The organism is Enterococcus sp. AMC2644, from assembly GCF_058216475.1.
Map to the genome: position 1 here is coordinate 702306 of NZ_CM177095.1, position 16190 is coordinate 718495.

Consider the following 16190-nt stretch of genomic DNA (forward strand, 5'->3'; position numbering starts at 1 on the left):
TTAAAATTTTATTTTTTAAAAATAATGAGTTTGACAATTAAATTTTACTCATGTAAGATGAATTTCAATAGAAAATATTCTCCAGTGATAAGGAAAGTAAGCTTTGCGTAATTTTAGAGAAACTCTGGTTTGGTGAAAAGAGTTAATTATTATAAGTTGAAAATGGCCTTTGAGGATTATTTGACGATAGGTAGTCAAATGCGGATGTCCTTCGTTAACAGGACCTTCTGATTTTTTTCAGATTTGAGATAGGAAATTTTTCCTAATTAAAGGTGGTACCGCGTGAATTGTGCGCCCTTTTACTAGTTAAGCTAGTAGAAGGCTTTTTTTATTTTCTCACAAAAGAATTTTTCTAATAATTTATGAAATGAGGGAACATTCATGAGTACATTTATTCCATTTACCGTTGACCATGTTGGAAGTTTTTTAAGACCGAGTCGCCTGAAAGACGCACGTGCCAAACTAGCTGCAGGCACAATCTCAAAAACAGACTTACGTAAGATTGAAGATGAAGAAATTATTCGCTTAGTCGAAGCTCAAAAAAAATTGGGAATTAAAGGGATAACAGACGGAGAATTTCGTCGTGGTTTTTGGCACATTGATTTTTTAGAACATTTAAATGGCATAGAAGGTTATGTTCCAGAAAATGGTTATAATCAGCAGTTTAAAGGAAAAAATGCGCCAGCTTATAATATTCGTGTTGTTAATAAAATTTCCTTCAATACAAAGCATCCGTTTCTAGAGGATTTTATTTTTCTAAAAAATACAGTTGGTGATACAAAGGATGGTACAATTGCCAAAGCAACGATTCCAAGCCCAACAATGATTTTGCGTCAAGAATTACTTGCTAATGACGGCTCATCAAAAATTAAAGAAATTTACTCTAATTTAGAAGACTTCTATTACGACTTAGGTCAAACTTATCAACAAGCTATTCAAGCCTTTTATAATGAAGGCTGTCGTTACCTACAATTTGACGATACTAATTGGGCATTTCTAGCTGATGCAGCAAAACGTGAAGCTTTACTTGAAAAAGAAATTGATCCTTCTGAAATTGCAAAAATTTGTACAACTATCATTAATCATGCACTAGAAAACAAACCCGATGATTTTTTCATTACAACACATATTTGTCGTGGGAATCATGCCTCTTCTTGGTTATTTTCGGGTGGCTATGAACCAATTGCTAAAGAATTATTTGCAACAAATTATGACGGCTTCTTTTTAGAATATGATTCTGACCGTGCTGGAGATTTTGAACCATTACGCTATTGGAAAAATCCAAATAGTAAAGTTGTTTTGGGATTAGTCACCTCTAAATTTCCTGAACTTGAAGATCCTGAAGAAATTAAAGCTCGAATTCAAGAAGCTACTCATTTTGTTCCCTTAGAAAATCTAGCAATTAGTCCTCAATGTGGATTCGCATCCACAGAAGAAGGCAATAAATTATCTGAAGAGGAACAGTGGGCAAAAATTGATTTATTGCAAAAAATTGCTGCAGATATTTGGGCATAATTAAAATCAAAGAAAGATTGAAAATAATCAATCTTTCTTTTTTCATTTCACTTGTGAATTTAAAAACTTTACAGAATTTCTTTTTACTTTTTGACGTTTTTCAGCTACAATATATAAAGTGTGTTTCGCTTTAAACCCCACTATTCATCGCACTCGATTATGAAAAGACTTTTAAAAAACCACAACAAATAGTGTTTCCCTTATTCACAAACACTATATATAGTATTTTTTCATTTGACTTTCTCCGACAGTTCATTATACTATTCATATAAGACAAATGACCTGTGATACATAAGGAGGAACTATATATGAACATCAAATTATTTTCAAAAAACAACTGCATGCAATGTAAAATGGCTAAACGCTTTTTGGCAGATAACAATATTAGCTTTGAAGAAATCAATATCGACAATGAACCCAATGCTATTGATTGGTTAAAAGAGCAAGGTTTCCAAAGTGTTCCTGTTATTACATCTGATGCAACAACCGTTGTCGGCTTCCGCCCAGATCAACTACGCCAATTAGCAAGCTAATTTTCGTTCCAAAGAAAATCAGATTTACCTTGGATTTGTCCGTCACCTGTGACTAGCAAGTCCATTTTTTTATGAAGTATTAAAATATAGAGATAAGGTTGTGTGTACGAATGAGTTTAAAAACGTTAAAAGACGTCACTTACTTCAAGTTAAACAATGAAATCAATCGTCCAGTGAATGGACAGATTCCATTACACAAAGATCAAGAAGCTCTCGTAGCTTTCTTTAAAGAAAATGTCGAACCAAATACTAAAAAATTCGCTTCAGTCACAGATAAAATTGATTATCTAATTGCTAATGATTATTTGGAAGAAGCGTTTATCAATAAGTATACGCCTGATTTCATTGAAAAATTATACGCCTTTTTAGATGATCAAGAATTTCATTTCAAATCGTTTATGGCTGCCTATAAATTCTACTCACAATATGCTTTAAAAACTAATGATGGTACTGAATACCTTGAAAGTTATGAAGATCGTGTAGCATTTAATGCTTTATATTTTGCAGATGGCAATGAAGAATTAGCTTTATCTTTAGCAGATGAAATGATTCATCAACGTTATCAACCTGCTACCCCTTCTTTCTTAAATGCTGGAAGAAAACGCCGTGGTGAACTTGTTTCTTGTTTCTTAATCCAATTAACAGACGATATGAACTCTATTGGTCGTGGAATTAATTCTGCGTTGCAATTATCTCGTATCGGTGGTGGTGTAGGTATTACTTTGTCTAACTTACGTGAAGCAAGTGCTCCTATTAAAGGTTATGAAGGTGCAGCAAGTGGTGTTATGCCTGTTATGAAATTATTTGAAGATAGTTTTAGTTATTCCAATCAATTGGGTCAACGCCAAGGTGCTGGTGTTGTTTATTTGAACGTTTTTCATCCAGATATTATCAGCTTTTTATCTGCAAAAAAAGAAAATGCTGATGAAAAAATCCGTGTAAAAACATTATCATTAGGCGTGCTTGTTCCAGATAAATTTTATGAACTAACACGTAAAAATGAAGAGATGTACTTATTCAGTCCATATAGTGTTGAAAAAGAATATGGTGTTCCCTTCTCTTACGTTGATATTACAGAAGAATATGATAATTTAGTCGCTAACCCACGTATCCGTAAAACAAAAATTCGTGCACGTGATTTAGAAAATGAAATTTCTAAATTACAACAAGAATCTGGTTACCCATATATCATCAATGTAGATACTGCAAATCGTGCAAATCCTGTATATGGTAAAATTATCATGAGTAATTTATGTTCTGAGATTTTACAAGTCCAAGAACCTTCTGTCTTAAATGGCAGACAAGAATATGAAGTATTAGGAACAGATATCAGCTGTAACTTAGGTTCAACAAACATTGTAAACTTAATGGAGAGTCCAGACTTTGGTAAATCAGTTCGGACAATGACGCGTGCATTAACATACGTAACGGATGCTTCTGACATTGATGTTGTTCCTTCTATTCAAAACGGGAATCATTTGAATCATACAATCGGTTTAGGTGCAATGGGATTACACACATATTTTGCTAAAAATCAAATGGAATATGGTTCTCCAGAATCTATTGAATTTACAGATATTTACTTCATGTTGTTAAATTACTGGACATTAATGGAAAGTAACGCAATTGCTAAAGAACGTGGTGAAGTTTTCCATAACTTTGAAAAATCAGACTATGCAAATGGTCATTATTTTGAAAGCTACATTCAAGCTGATTATCAACCAAAATCAGAAAAAATTGCTGCGCTATTTGAAGGAATTAAAATCCCGACAGGTGCGGATTGGCAAGCATTAGCTGATGCAGTTAAAAAAGATGGCTTATATCATCAAAATCGCTTAGCCGTAGCACCAAATGGCTCTATTTCTTACATTAACGATACAAGTGCAAGCCTACATCCAATTACTCGTTTAATTGAAGAGCGTCAAGAAAAGAAAATTGGGAAGATTTATTATCCTGCTGCTCACTTATCAAATGATACTATTAGTTATTATAAATCAGCTTATGACATGGATATGCGAAAAGTTATTGATATCTATGCGACTGCTCAAAGACACATTGATCAAGGCATGAGTTTAACTTTATTTATGCGTTCTGAAATTCCTGAAGGGTTGTATGAATGGAAAGATACAAGTAAACAAACAACTCGTGATTTAAATATTCTACGTCACTACGCTTTCCACAAAGGAATTAAATCTATCTATTATATTCGTACATTTACTGACGATGCAGAAGAAATTGGCAGCAATCAATGTGAAAGTTGTGTAATCTAGTTCAAAGAGGAGGCCTTTTCATGGCAAACACTTATTATAAAGCAATCAACTGGAATGAAATCGAAGACGTTATCGATAAATCCACTTGGGAAAAATTAACCGAGCAATTCTGGTTAGACACTCGTATTCCTCTCTCTAATGATTTAGATGATTGGCGTAGTCTTTCTGAACAAGAAAAAGAAATGGTTGGACATGTTTTTGGTGGTTTAACTTTATTAGATACTATTCAATCAGAAAGTGGTATGGATCAATTAAAAAAAGATGTTCGTACGACTCATGAGGAAGCTGTTTTAAATAATATTCAATTCATGGAATCTGTCCATGCCAAAAGTTACTCATCTATTTTTAGTACATTAAATACGAAAAAAGAAATTGAAGAAATTTTTGAATGGACAAATACGAACGAATTTCTACAAAAAAAAGCTGAAAAGATCAATGAAATCTACAAAAATGGAACTGCTCTTGAGAAAAAAGTTGCTAGCGTTTATCTAGAAACTTTCCTATTCTATTCTGGTTTCTATACACCACTTTATTATCTAGGAAATAATAAACTTCCAAATGTAGCTGAAATTATTAAATTGATTATCCGTGATGAGTCTGTACATGGAACATATATTGGCTACAAATTCCAATTAGGATTCAACCAATTACCTGAAGACGAGCAACAAACGTTAAAAGATTGGATGTATGAATTACTCTTTGAATTATATGAAAATGAAGAAAGATACACTGATCAATTATATGCTGAAATCGGTTGGGCTGAGGAAGTAAAAACGTTCTTACGTTACAATGCTAATAAAGCTCTGATGAATCTAGGGCAAGATCCACTCTTCCCTGATACTGCAAATGACGTAAATCCAATTGTCATGAACGGTATTTCTACAGGTACAAGTAATCATGATTTCTTCTCACAAGTTGGGAATGGTTATCTACTTGGATCTGTTGAAGCTATGCACGATGACGATTATTTAATCGGAATGGATTAAGTCAAACTGTCAAAAGCTAATCGTATGTTTTACAAACCTAAGTGAGAATAAAAAGTCCTGGTTTTCAACTAATTGAAAACCAGGACTTTTTTTAGTCTCCCTCATCGGACTTTAATATTTGCTATCTAACAATTTTGTTCGTTTGTTTTCACTTCTTTCGATGGTTCTTTTTTTCTCCTCACGATAAACTATTGCTAGAATGAATAAAGGAGTGTCGCTTGATGAAAAAAATGACAAAACTCTTCATTGCTGGTTCACTATTCTTAGGTGTCGCTTATTTTGTTTATAATAATGTGCTACATCCAATCAATGAAGAAACCGTACAACAAATTCGCTTGTATAGATAATTACACAATTTTTATTAAGAATCTGAACGAGGCCAATTTTTTATAATTGGTTCTTTTTTTGTTCAAAAAAATGAGTTGCAAATTTTTTAAAGCCTTGTGTAATCGGTGTTTGATAGCGATTTTTCAACCAAGACAACCAAATTGTTCGCTGACAAGTTGGTGAATCAATCTGCAGTAGCGGTAATGATGTTTGATGTTTGTTTTCCGTCCAAGAATGTGGAACAAAGGTTACACCGAAACCCGCATGTACTAACTGAATAATGAAATCAAAGCTTTCAATTTCAAATGCCACATCTGGATTAAAACCTGCTTCGCGACAAAATAGTTTAGTCATTTCTCCAAAAGCATAATCACTTGTCACACTAATAAACGGTTCTTCTGCTACTTCATTTAGATGAACACTTTTCCGATCTGCTAGCGGATGATTCGGCGGAACCGCTAAATAAATTTCTTCAGTTAACAGCGGTTGGCACGCAATTTCAGGATGACGAATTGGAGTATAAAAAATTCCTAAATCAACTTCCCCATCTAATAATTTAGCTTCTAGCTCTTGTTGCTGTGTAATGTGTGCAATTTTGAATCTTCTTGTTGGATGCTGTAAGAAAAACTCTTGAAATAGTTCTTGCAAAAACCTTGAAGAAGATGCGCCAATCGTAACACTGTTTTCTTTGGTTTCAATTAAATGGTTTAGTTGATATTTGCTATACTCTAACTCACGAAAAATACGTTCCACAGAAACTAGAAAAATGGTTCCGTATTCGTTTAATTTAATCCGTTTTCCAATTCGATCAAATAACTTTACTCCTAGGGATTCTTCTAAATGAGCAATTGATTTACTTAATGAAGGTTGTGCAATATGTAGCGCTTCAGCTGCTGCAGTCATATTTTCTAAATGAGCAACTACTTTAAAATAGTGTAACTGTCTTAATTCCATCGTCTCTCCTTATAGCTAAAAAGAATAAATATATAATTTATTATATATTTTAACTAATAAATAGTCGATGCTATAATGAAAAAGCTTTAGAAAATTTATGAAAAATAGTTTAGGAGGTATTTCTTTGGGGAAATCAAAATTATGGACAAAAGATTTTATATTAGTCGCACTTATTAATTTCATTACATATTTAGTTTATTACTTATTAATGATTATTATTGCTGAGTTTTCAATGGCATCATTAGGTGCTTCACCTAGTCAAGCAGGCAGTGCTGTCGGAATTTTCATCTTAGGAGCATTAGTTTCTCGAATCATTACAGGCAGTATTATTGAACGCATTGGTTACCAACAGATGCTATTTATTGGTCTAGGAATTTATTTAGTTTCTTCTTTCTTTTATTACCCTATTAACAATTTATTTCTGTTAATGATTGTCCGGTTTATTCACGGAATTGGATTTGGTACGACTTCAGTTGTTACAAATACCGTTGCCGCACAGATTATTCCAATAGAACGTCGAGGTGAAGGGATTGGCTACTACTCATTAAGTACCACTTTAGCTTCTGCTACAGGCCCTATGTTAGGTATGTTTTTAGTGCGTCAACTATCTTTTAATACAATTATTACACTATCCATTATTTTATTAATATTTGGAATATTTGGTGGATTCATCTTACGCATGCCTAAAACAAAAAAAGCGATGCCTACACATTCACAACAAAAAATTTCAATTCATCATTTCTTAGAAAAAAAAGCTGTACCAATTTCTTTGATTGGTATGCTATTAGGAATTGGTTACTCAAGTATTGTTAGCTTCTTAACTTCTTATACTGCTGAAATTAATTTAGTTGCTGCTGGAAGTTTCTTTTTTATTGCTTATTCCATCGCAATTTTATTTTCTCGACCAATTGCTGGGCGTTGGATAGATACCAAAGGAGAAAATTTTGTCATGTATCCTGCTTTTGCTGCTTTTGCTATTGGCTTGTTTTTAATGGGTACTGCTACAAATAGCTTGATGTTATTACTAGCTGCCATCTTTATTGGTGCTGGTTTTGGTACTTTCTTATCCAGTGGTCAAACAATTGCAATTAAAGTTGCTCCTGAACACCGAATTGGTTTAGCTACTTCGACTTTCTTGGCTATTGTTGACTTTGGCGTTGGCATAGGCCCTTCTATATTAGGAGCATTAGTGCCCCTTATTGCTTATCAGGGTGTTTATATTAGTATGGCCGTTTTATCTTTGATTGCTGGTGCTTTTTATCTAATATTCAATAAAAAAATCTTAAATAGTTAATAAAAACGACTTTCTTTGGCAGGAAAGTCGTTTTATTGTTTGATTTCATGCACAAAATTAGCGATAATTTTCGCAGTGAGTCCCCAAATCAATTCTTCTGTTTGATAAAAAAGTAGTTGATGCTGCCCTGCTCCCCAAGGTTCTTGATAACGTTGGGGCAATCCTAATTCTTCCACTGGTAACAGAATTTCTTTCTCTCCTGTTGTTGAATCAATAATATAAGGATGAACCAATACTTGACATTGGTATTCTGTTGGTTCATTTTCTAGAAAAAAAGATACCGGAACGGTAAATATTTTTTCTACCTCATCAGCTGAAATGATTAATTCCTCTAAAGAAGTATGCAATAATCCAACATACGTATGAACTAACATTCCTGTAGGCATAATTAGCGTGTCCAGATTTCCAAAGATTTCAATTTCTTCTGGTGGACAGCCCAATTCCTCACATGTTTCCCTAATTGCTGTTAATTGAGGTGACTCATCAGTTGGATCAATTTTCCCTCCAGGAAAGCAGATTTCCCCACCTTGTCGAATGGATGCAGCCCTTTTTTCAAACACAAGATGGTAGTCACCATTAATTTTGACTAACGGTACTAATACCGATGATTGAAAATAATCGATTAAATGACTTTGCTTCGTTCGAAATGTTAATTGTCTTTTCAAGCGTTCTTCAGTTAATTTTTCCATGCTACTTCCCTCACTTCATTTGCTCTTTAACTATACCCCGAATGTTTCTGTGAAAAAAGCAAAAAGCATGCTAAAATGAATTCAAGTCAGAGAAAGTAGCGACTCATTGTACGATTACGCCACAATGAGTCTTTTTTTATTTAGAATGGAGGAATTGGTTAATGTGGATTTTGTATGCTTTTTTATCTGCTTTTTTTGCTGGAATCATGTCGATTTTAGCTAAAATTGGCATTGAGGAGGTCGATTCCAATGTAGCAACTGCACTTCGAACCTGTGTAGTTGCCGTACTTTCGTGGGGAATTGTTTTTATCGCTCATTCTCAAAATCTAATTACTACCATCGATCATAGAAGTATGCTGTTTTTAATTTTATCAGGAATAGCGACCGGCGCTTCGTGGCTTTGTTACTTTAAGGCATTACAAATCGGTGATGTCAATAAAGTGGTACCCATTGACAAAAGTAGTGTACTATTAACGATGCTTTTATCAATGGTTTTCTTAGGTGAATCTTTCTCATTACTTAAACTATTGGCAATGATTCTGATTGGCTTAGGAACATATTTCATGATTGAACGCAAAGTTACCATCAAAAAAGACACAGATAGTCGCTGGTTTTTATATGCTAGTTTATCTGCTTTTTTCGCTAGCTTAACGGCTATTTTAAGTAAAATTGGCATTGAGAATGTTGAGTCCAATCTTGGAACAGCTATTCGAACAATTGTCATTTTAGTTATTTCGTGGCTACTTGTTGCTTATCAGAAAAAACAAACTACCATTAAAAATATTTCAAAGCGTAGTTGGTTATTTTTAATTCTGTCTGGACTTGCTACCGGATTATCTTGGCTGTGTTATTACAAAGCGTTACAAATGGGGTCTGCTAGTATCGTAGCACCTATTGATAAATTAAGTATTGTCATTACTGTCCTTTTTAGTGCAACGGTCTTGCATGAAGTAATGCAGAAAAAAGCGTTGTTGGGATTAATAATTTTAACTGTAGGCACCTTGTTACTCCTAATATAAACAAGGTTTTCAATTTCTGTTGGTGATACTTGTCTGCGCTCCTATAACTACTACTAATGACTACGCCTGTCAAAGAATAGTTATCATTTAGTTTTTTGAGTAATAGGTTTATTTTAAAAGAGGTAAAAACACGTGGATTATTAATCCACGTGAGGAAGAGAGTTATTCATGAGGAAATTCTGTAACTGAAACAAGAATCATTCAATGGGTGATGAGTAAATTTTTTAGTTACACATTGATGAGAAGGAAAATTAGCCTATCATTTTAGGTAAGCGTATTTGAAATAGCCATTTATTTCTTTGTTCTATTATGCCATTTTTCAATTACATACATAATAGATACCAAACATACAAAGAAAATAATTTGGCTATACTTGAGTTCCATCAACATAGTATATTTCTCATGCGATACATAATGAACATTCAATAAATTGATTACATACTCTCCTGAAAGGTGTGTAATCAAAAAAATACTAGCGATTAACAAAATTTGTTGGGTTATATTTCCTTTATTTTGTATAACATATTTAGAGACAATTCTTTGTTTTTCTTGAATTATATCGAAGGAATAATAAACTTGATTCAACCAAATGCCTGATAAGGATCGCATAAAACTAAGTCCAAATATGGATAAACTTGTCAAGAAGTCAGGTATAAATAATAAAAAAGACAAGATTATCCCAACTAATAGGTATGAATAAACTTTTTCTGTAGGAATCGCTTTTAAAATTTTTTTAGCATAGATATTTGCAAGTATTATAGCCATTACATAAGGAACATAGAGCTGAATAATTATACTTTGATAGCCATGAGTCCCACTTAAAAAAATCAAACAAAATAAGACTAAAAAATTGGTAAGCATTCCGATTAAAAAAGACAGTGTATGAATTTTTTTAGGTAGTTTTGGACCATTAAACGATTTAAAAATGATGAAAAAACAAAACAAGATAGAAAATAGAATTGTTCCTATAATCAGCATTTGAGCATTAAACAGTAACCGTCCTGCTTGCATGACTATTAATAATAAAAAATACAGGAGAAACAGGTAAGCATCTTGCGTAACTTTAAAAGTTCTGGTGTTCTCTTGTTTATTTTGTTGACAGTTAAAGAATCTAAGTGTTGTGCAATAAGAAATGATATAAAGAACAAAATAAATTATCATAGTAATTAAAACATGTACGTTCCCTTTAATAGATAAAGAATAACTAACGACCATCAATAATAGAATAGTCACTATGTATGTCTGTGCAGTTATTGGCTTCAATCCTTTTTCTCGATTAAGATAAGTAACATGTACATTCAAAGGTCTTATCCAAGATGCCGTTAATCCTAATAGAATTCCTGATACAGCATATAATGGGAAATAAAAAAAGCCCAAAATGCCAAATAGGCTACCTGCTATCCCAAAAAGAAAAGATATATTCAATAACATATGATTATTTAAGTTGCTTCTTACCCCTTTTAATAAAAGCACTCCTGTCATTTTTAAAGTATAATATAAGATTGCTGGTATAAAGCTGCACCATTTTGTTGAATTAGCCAAACTTAAAAATAAGATATACGGAATAAATGTTGCTGTATTGCTAATATAAAAAGAGATTCCACTTACAAAATTATTAATATTTTTCTTGTTAATCATATTTTCTATCCTTCCAATACTTAATGTCTAGTAATCTAATAGCGAATATACCTCTTAGAGAAAAAGATCTTCAAAAATCAGTTAAAACCAACGTAGCTTTTGTCTGTTTACTATTCAATGTTACTAATTGCATAATTGCTTGTTATATTTCATCCACTATTAGCTTTGCTATATATTCTCGTAGTGTCTTCTTTTCAATAAATAACAGATATCTCCAACTGTTATAATGCTCATGGTACAAGAATACTATAGTTAAACAGTCATCGCTAGTTTCAAAAATAAGACCTTCCCCATCTAGAAATTTAGATCGTACTTTTTCGTCTACTTGATTATCTCATCCTTATTTTTTTATATAATCTTTAAAAATTTCTCCACATTTCTATATATAATAACAAAAAAGTGAAATGAAGTCTTTTTCTTATACTTCAAAAAATAACAATTATTAAAAATAGATACGTAGCAATGAGCTATCGAAAAAATTAAACTAAAGCCGACCATAATACGCTATCCCAACTAGCTACTCACTGGACAAAACGTATCCCTCACTTTGAATACGAAATTATTTCTCAGATAGCTTGTCAAAATATAAAAGATTTCATCTCAAAAATGATGCTAGTCACTTCAAAGTTAAATGACTATTTCTGTGTTTTGATTAAATACTACATATAATAACTAGAAACATCTATACTTATTTGACTAATCGGAAGCGTGGAGAAATGATGGAGAAATTTGCTGGTTTCCTGGGTGCATAAAATGTAGATTTTTAAATATGGTAATCAAATAAAAAAGTCTCTCTCATAAATGATACCTTTATCGACTCAAACACAGATGAAGTTTTTCACATTATAAAAGTTAAAAAAAGTTTAGTAAAAATTATTGAACAAAATTAGGCTAATTAAACGAGGTGTTAAACCATGTCATAATGAAACTTAATGCAACCAATCTACATCTAATCAGAATAAATATCGATGAAGATGTTGAAATTAAAGTTGAACATGTTGTCATCGACATTTCTCAAGAGTTAATCAACATTATCAGCCCATCATTGATGATTTAAAAAAAGAAATTCTAACTTTTTTAGCAACCATACTAGCTTCTTTTGCTTTAAAAATAGATTTTAATCAACTACTACTTTTTATTGGTGTTTCATGGTGCTATTCTCTCATATTATTAATTACCAACGTTTTAAAAGGTGTTCGTTTCCATTCAAAATCGATAGAGCAAGAATTTCTAATTTAAAAGAAAATTTAGGTGAAGTTTATAATCGTGAAAAAAAATCTATTGATAAAACAATCGCACAGCGTATAGATAGGTTATTAGATAAGTTAAAGACATTTGAAACACTAAATAAGATTATTATAGCTTGCAACTAAAAATTTAATATTACGGTCTCTTTAACAACCTCTGCACTACAATCAGGATTGGAACAAGTCACCTCTCCTCTTGAACGAGTAAAAATTGAAACGCTGTATAGACTATCAGAAGGTGTTGATGGTTATTGCTTATAATGAACAGTCTATTTAATATAAAACCGCACTCAGATAATTATGTATATATGCTATACTAAACCCAGATTAAAGGGGGCGTTTTCAATGGAAATGATACCAATTAAAAAATGGGGAAACGGTAATGGGATTCGAGTACCTAAAAATATCATGGACTTTTTAGGCGTGCAAACCGAAGATAAAGTAAAAATTACCCAAGAAGAAGTTGAAGGAAAAAGACGACTAATTATTGAATCCATAAATGTAGAACCTGAGTTAACGATTGAACAATTATTTGCAGATTACAACAAAGAAAGAGTTCATGTAGAACTTCAAGATTTAGGTGAACCAGTAGGAAACGAAAAATGATGAGTATTTCCAGATAAGGCGATATTCTTTTATTAGGCACCGCTCCTCGATTAGGACATGAAGAAACAGGAAAAAGATCTTATATTATTCTAAGTCATGATATTGTGGCAGATTATAGCAATATAGTAATCGTCGCACCTATTTCAAGTCCGCAAAGAAACTATCCTCTATATGTTCCGATTGATGCTTCTTATGGCATGAAAACGTCCAGAAAAGTGTTATTAGACCAATTAACAACTATCGATTATGAAGCAAGACCTTGTAAGTTTTTGGAAAGAGCACATAGCGATTTAGTTGAGGAACTATTGATAAAAGTAAAAGCTGTCTTTCAAAAAGTATAAAATTAATAGCTATTTCAAAAGCGAGTTATCAATGCTTGCTTTTTTTGTATCTCAAAATCGAATCAAAATTGAGAGAGGTGATTTTTTCAGAATTGATCTATCCTTCTATTCAAAATAAAGAACAACCATATGTTGTAAAAGTAGCTGTAAAATATTTGTATAGTGCAAAATTGTCTTTCAATATCAGCTTATGCTAGAAAAAAAGATAATTGGAAGATTATGGCGATACTCCTCTAATGTTAGTGCTAGTATAGATTACTTAGAACCTGGGTTTACTTAATACTCAGGTTCTACCTAGTTAGAAATCTTATGATTACGGATGAAGTCATCTTTCTTGAGATAAAAAAGTCACTTTGCGTAGTCTAAAGATTGAATAGTATTTAATGTCAAAATATTATTAACTATTAGAAAGTGAGAATAGTAATAAAATCCCATTTTCAATACTTAGATTGTGTACAAACCTATAGAATCTCTTTTTATTTGTTTATAATTATGATACAATAATACCTTATTTTCAATTCTCCTTAATGTTACTATGGCTGGATCTTTTCAGCTAATTAGTAGGGAGTGAAATTAAAGAAAATCAGGCAGACTAGTAGGAACAAATAACAAAGTATTATCTCCGTTGACAATAACTGACTAATTAGTTATTATTTGTTTGTAAAAAATTATTGTATTTTGAACACTTACTATCGAACGTCTACTAAATATCTTCTGTACTCCTATCTTTGTAGCGGTAATTTTTTAAGTAACTCTTTTATTTGTGTCATTTTAGTAGGTGCCAATAGTAGTGGAATAAATACATGATTAAACAAAAAAAGAAAGGGAAGATGATTGATGAAAGGAACAACTAAAATTTTGTTAGCTGATTTGGGAATTGTGGTAGTATTAACGGCTGTTTTTAGCGGAAGATTGATTAAAAACTATCATAGAAAAAAAGGTACAGCTAATGCTTATATGATTCAAAATTTTGGGACAGGAAATGTTATTCGCCCATTTAATGCAAAAATAGAAGATGGGAATCGTGTGATTCAATATCCTCCTAAAAATTGGGAATGTACAACTTGGCAATTTATTGAATTGGAAGAGAACGAATTCATTTTGAAAAATTTATATACACAAAAATCGTTTCAGCCTCTTTCTGATCCACAAGAAGGTGTAGCTCTTTTTCAAGCGCCAATGAATGCGGTGCAACCACAACGATGGGAATTTTTGAAAGTTGAAGAAGAAACAGCTGATGAAAAATATTTTATACGTTTGAAAGGAACACAGTTGTATATTACTCCTTCATCAAACGAAATAAATGCCTCTTTAGTTCTAAAAGAGAAAACAAATAATGAAAATCAAAAATGGATTCTAGTCGCACAAACACCCATTGTTTAGTGATAGATAATAACTAGATGGAAATAAAAGATGGCTTCATTAATTAAATGATTGTCTATCATTAAAGAGGAAAGTTTATGAATCAAATTAATAAAAAAAATGTGAAAATAGGTGCTATTCTGCTTATCCTTGCTCCAATATTTTTTCTGCTTTTTGAGGCAATTGCAGCTTCTGCATGGAAGGAACCCACGTATAGCTATTCCTATAATTTTATCAGCGATTTAGGTATTCCGGTTGTGACAAAATTCGAAGGACGAACCGTTAGTTCACCATTATTTAGTTGGATGAATTTAGGATTTATTGTATATGCGGATTTATTTGTAGCAGGATTTTGTTCGCTTTCTCATGCTCTTTCAGAGAAACGGCTAGCACTCACTACTACACTCACTATTTTATATGGTGTTGGTTGTACATTGATTGCACTATTTCCCGGTTATGAATGGGAATGGGGATTTATGCATGGCGTTGGTGCAATACCCATATTTTTCGGCGGTAGTGCTGCATTGATGTTGTATGGAACAGTATTTGATAGACTAATTCAAAAAAAATGGTATAAAACCGTTAGTATTCTATTAGGTATTATCGCTCTAACCGGAGCATTAACCTGTATCTTGCTTGTTGTTGATTTTCGGGGCCTTTTGGAAAGAATTGCGCTGTATCCAATGTTGATATGGTCCATATTATGCGGTAGTTTAGTCTTAGATAATTTAAAAAAAATTTCATAAAATGCATAACAAAATTAGTTCAAACACATATTTGATTTGACAATAACTGACTGATTAGTTATTGTTGAATTATGAGAAAAATAGATGTAAACAAGCAAATAGCAATTAAACAATCGGTGTTAGATTTAAGCCAAAATATTGGACTTTTTAACATGACGACTGCCAAAATTGCTAAAAATGCTGGCGTAAGTCCAGCAACAATTTATTTGTATTATCAAGATAAAACAGATTTGTTGAGTCGTTTATATGAGGAGGTTAAAACAAATTTACATGACGGATTAGAAAAAGTAATCAACAAAGAAGATTCTCTTGATGAACAAATTCAACAAATGATTTTTTTTACAGTGGAACAATATCGAACGTATCCTAAAGAAGCATATTTTATGAAAACACTTTGGAATAATCCAGAATTGTTAGATGAAAAAGCATTAGAATTTGGAAATACACTGGAAGATGCCTTGTCTGATTTATTAACACGAATCCAAAATTCAGACGAATATATGGATGTTTCTCGAGATGTATTAGATGTATTTTTATCGGTACCGACCCTTGTTTTAGAAGTAGATACGAAAATGTCGCATGAAAAATTACAGACAATCAGTGAAATGATAATAAAGGCTATTAAAAAATAGCCTTTATTCTTTAAATGGAATTAAACTGACT

Annotated in this window: 16 protein-coding genes, 1 pseudogene and 1 other annotated feature; of the genes and pseudogenes, 14 read left to right on the plus strand and 3 right to left on the minus strand. The window is 32.2% G+C overall.

Features of this window, described 5'->3' with window-relative positions; translation table 11 throughout:
• Positions 1–75: 75 nt before the first annotated feature.
• Positions 76–302 (plus strand) — a binding site (T-box leader).
• A 79-nt stretch (positions 303–381) separates the two neighbouring features.
• The 5 genes from AC4BC5_RS03445 to AC4BC5_RS03465 all read left to right on the plus strand — a co-directional run bounded on the left by AC4BC5_RS03445 (position 382) and on the right by AC4BC5_RS03465 (position 5651).
• Positions 382–1515 (plus strand): 5-methyltetrahydropteroyltriglutamate--homocysteine S-methyltransferase, encoded by a 1134-nt coding sequence (locus tag AC4BC5_RS03445; RefSeq protein ID WP_490496775.1) that lies wholly within the window; start codon positions 382–384, stop codon positions 1513–1515.
• A 308-nt stretch (positions 1516–1823) separates the two neighbouring features.
• Positions 1824–2048 carry a glutaredoxin-like protein NrdH gene (gene nrdH / locus AC4BC5_RS03450; protein WP_207941390.1) on the plus strand — a complete coding sequence of 75 codons (225 nt, stop codon included), beginning with the start codon at positions 1824–1826 and terminating at the stop codon, positions 2046–2048.
• Between the two features lie 110 nt (positions 2049–2158).
• The gene (nrdE, locus tag AC4BC5_RS03455; RefSeq protein ID WP_490496776.1) at positions 2159–4318 is read left to right on the plus strand and encodes a class 1b ribonucleoside-diphosphate reductase subunit alpha; all 2160 of its coding nucleotides are present in this window, start codon (positions 2159–2161) and stop codon (positions 4316–4318) included.
• Between the two features lie 20 nt (positions 4319–4338).
• Positions 4339–5304, plus strand: coding sequence for a class 1b ribonucleoside-diphosphate reductase subunit beta (nrdF, locus tag AC4BC5_RS03460; RefSeq protein ID WP_490496777.1), 966 nt, complete (start codon positions 4339–4341; stop codon positions 5302–5304).
• 221 nt (positions 5305–5525) lie between these two features.
• On the plus strand, positions 5526–5651 hold the full coding sequence (locus AC4BC5_RS03465; RefSeq protein WP_490496778.1) for a hypothetical protein: 126 nt from the start codon (positions 5526–5528) through the stop codon (positions 5649–5651).
• 40 nt (positions 5652–5691) lie between these two features.
• Here AC4BC5_RS03465 and AC4BC5_RS03470 read toward each other — a convergent pair whose 3' ends face one another.
• Positions 5692–6585, minus strand: a complete 894-nt coding sequence (locus AC4BC5_RS03470; RefSeq protein ID WP_490496779.1) for a LysR family transcriptional regulator — start codon at positions 6583–6585, stop codon at positions 5692–5694.
• Positions 6586–6709: 124 nt separating this feature from the next.
• On the opposite strand from AC4BC5_RS03470, the gene AC4BC5_RS03475 reads away from it, so the two are divergent.
• Positions 6710–7879, plus strand: a complete 1170-nt coding sequence (locus AC4BC5_RS03475; RefSeq protein WP_490496781.1) for an MFS transporter — start codon at positions 6710–6712, stop codon at positions 7877–7879.
• 32 nt (positions 7880–7911) lie between these two features.
• Here AC4BC5_RS03475 and AC4BC5_RS03480 read toward each other — a convergent pair whose 3' ends face one another.
• Positions 7912–8568: an NUDIX hydrolase gene (locus AC4BC5_RS03480; RefSeq protein ID WP_490496783.1), complete on the minus strand. Its 657-nt coding sequence runs from the start codon at positions 8566–8568 to the stop codon at positions 7912–7914.
• A gap of 161 nt (positions 8569–8729) precedes the next feature.
• Between AC4BC5_RS03480 and AC4BC5_RS03485 the strand changes: the two are divergent.
• Positions 8730–9137, plus strand: a pseudogene (locus tag AC4BC5_RS03485) (EamA family transporter); the annotation flags it as partial.
• On the plus strand, positions 9132–9587 hold the full coding sequence (locus tag AC4BC5_RS03490; protein WP_490497495.1) for an EamA family transporter: 456 nt from the start codon (positions 9132–9134) through the stop codon (positions 9585–9587). The pseudogene AC4BC5_RS03485 and the gene AC4BC5_RS03490, both read left to right, overlap by 6 nt.
• 291 nt (positions 9588–9878) lie before the next feature.
• Here the strand turns inward: AC4BC5_RS03490 and AC4BC5_RS03495 are convergent, their stop codons facing one another.
• Complete coding sequence (locus AC4BC5_RS03495) at positions 9879–11225, minus strand: hypothetical protein (protein ID WP_490496785.1); 1347 nt, start codon at positions 11223–11225, stop codon at positions 9879–9881.
• Between the two features lie 922 nt (positions 11226–12147).
• On the opposite strand from AC4BC5_RS03495, the gene AC4BC5_RS03500 reads away from it, so the two are divergent.
• The 6 genes from AC4BC5_RS03500 to AC4BC5_RS03525 all read left to right on the plus strand — a co-directional run bounded on the left by AC4BC5_RS03500 (position 12148) and on the right by AC4BC5_RS03525 (position 16159).
• Positions 12148–12282, plus strand: coding sequence for a hypothetical protein (locus tag AC4BC5_RS03500; RefSeq protein ID WP_490496787.1), 135 nt, complete (start codon positions 12148–12150; stop codon positions 12280–12282).
• 535 nt (positions 12283–12817) lie between these two features.
• A complete protein-coding gene (locus tag AC4BC5_RS03505; RefSeq protein WP_490496788.1) occupies positions 12818–13078 on the plus strand; it encodes an AbrB/MazE/SpoVT family DNA-binding domain-containing protein in 261 nt (86 codons plus the stop codon).
• Positions 13079–13101: 23 nt separating this feature from the next.
• The gene (locus AC4BC5_RS03510; RefSeq protein WP_490497496.1) at positions 13102–13419 is read left to right on the plus strand and encodes a type II toxin-antitoxin system PemK/MazF family toxin; all 318 of its coding nucleotides are present in this window, start codon (positions 13102–13104) and stop codon (positions 13417–13419) included.
• Between the two features lie 837 nt (positions 13420–14256).
• Positions 14257–14802, plus strand: a complete 546-nt coding sequence (locus AC4BC5_RS03515) for an RICIN domain-containing protein (RefSeq protein ID WP_490496789.1) — start codon at positions 14257–14259, stop codon at positions 14800–14802.
• Positions 14803–14879: 77 nt separating this feature from the next.
• Positions 14880–15527: a DUF998 domain-containing protein gene (locus tag AC4BC5_RS03520; RefSeq protein WP_490496790.1), complete on the plus strand. Its 648-nt coding sequence runs from the start codon at positions 14880–14882 to the stop codon at positions 15525–15527.
• Between the two features lie 152 nt (positions 15528–15679).
• Positions 15680–16159 (plus strand): TetR/AcrR family transcriptional regulator, encoded by a 480-nt coding sequence (locus AC4BC5_RS03525; RefSeq protein ID WP_490496792.1) that lies wholly within the window; start codon positions 15680–15682, stop codon positions 16157–16159.
• Positions 16160–16190: the final 31 nt, after the last annotated feature.

Coding starts and splice junctions, on each gene's coding strand:
- AC4BC5_RS03495 (WP_490496785.1), bottom strand. CDS start 11,225: ATGATTAACAAGAAAAATATTAATAATTTTGTAAGTGGAATCTCTTTT.
- AC4BC5_RS03490 (WP_490497495.1), top strand. CDS start 9,132: ATGATTGAACGCAAAGTTACCATCAAAAAAGACACAGATAGTCGCTGG.
- nrdF (WP_490496777.1), top strand. CDS start 4,339: ATGGCAAACACTTATTATAAAGCAATCAACTGGAATGAAATCGAAGAC.
- AC4BC5_RS03465 (WP_490496778.1), top strand. CDS start 5,526: ATGAAAAAAATGACAAAACTCTTCATTGCTGGTTCACTATTCTTAGGT.
- AC4BC5_RS03470 (WP_490496779.1), bottom strand. CDS start 6,585: ATGGAATTAAGACAGTTACACTATTTTAAAGTAGTTGCTCATTTAGAA.
- AC4BC5_RS03525 (WP_490496792.1), top strand. CDS start 15,680: ATGACGACTGCCAAAATTGCTAAAAATGCTGGCGTAAGTCCAGCAACA.
- AC4BC5_RS03515 (WP_490496789.1), top strand. CDS start 14,257: ATGAAAGGAACAACTAAAATTTTGTTAGCTGATTTGGGAATTGTGGTA.
- nrdH (WP_207941390.1), top strand. CDS start 1,824: ATGAACATCAAATTATTTTCAAAAAACAACTGCATGCAATGTAAAATG.
- AC4BC5_RS03505 (WP_490496788.1), top strand. CDS start 12,818: ATGGAAATGATACCAATTAAAAAATGGGGAAACGGTAATGGGATTCGA.
- AC4BC5_RS03445 (WP_490496775.1), top strand. CDS start 382: ATGAGTACATTTATTCCATTTACCGTTGACCATGTTGGAAGTTTTTTA.
- AC4BC5_RS03520 (WP_490496790.1), top strand. CDS start 14,880: ATGAATCAAATTAATAAAAAAAATGTGAAAATAGGTGCTATTCTGCTT.
- AC4BC5_RS03480 (WP_490496783.1), bottom strand. CDS start 8,568: ATGGAAAAATTAACTGAAGAACGCTTGAAAAGACAATTAACATTTCGA.
- AC4BC5_RS03500 (WP_490496787.1), top strand. CDS start 12,148: ATGAAACTTAATGCAACCAATCTACATCTAATCAGAATAAATATCGAT.
- nrdE (WP_490496776.1), top strand. CDS start 2,159: ATGAGTTTAAAAACGTTAAAAGACGTCACTTACTTCAAGTTAAACAAT.